At 37.1% G+C, this 531-nt stretch carries 1 pseudogene; it reads left to right on the top strand.

From position 1 onward, the window contains the following. Nucleotides 1-335 precede the first annotated feature (335 nt). Nucleotides 336-531: pseudogene (locus ACS8FD_RS24270) on the top strand (efflux transporter periplasmic adaptor subunit); the annotation flags it as partial.

Raw genomic sequence — 531 nt, 5'->3', positions numbered from 1 at the left:
AGCCAGCTTGGGAGCTACTATTACAAGCAGCATTAGAGCTATCAGGGCGCAGGTTGTTCGCTATGCAATAAGTAACAGAAATATATTTCATCTGCTCTTTATAAGTATTATTGTAAAACCAATTACATCAACAATTACGACAGTCATCTTTCTTATTTTTCGACTGATCTTTATATAGCCTACTTCAGATAATCTATCTTCAGCCTCAACTTACCTTCTACACTTTTGTTTTTTTAGAGCAACCTTAACCTTTCGCAAACTAATTATGTTTCCATTTTGCCTATCAAGGCTCTATCATACCTACACTTGTGTTCACTGTGATTGGATTGTTTTTTATGCGCAAAATAAGCAAAAAGTCTGCTATCAAATGGGGCATCATCGTCCTAGTTATCGTGGCATTATCTGCGTTGGCTTATGCTACTTTAAAACCAGAAGAAGAAAAACCTAGCTATCTAACAGCGACTGCAGAAATTGGTGATATTGAAAACAATGTCATGGCCTCAGGCAAAGTTAAAGCGCTGAATACCGTTG

Source organism: Psychrobacter sp. 1U2, assembly GCF_051847575.1.
The sequence above is the reverse complement of the archived record's forward strand: the minus strand, read 5'-3'. Positions and strand labels throughout refer to the sequence as shown.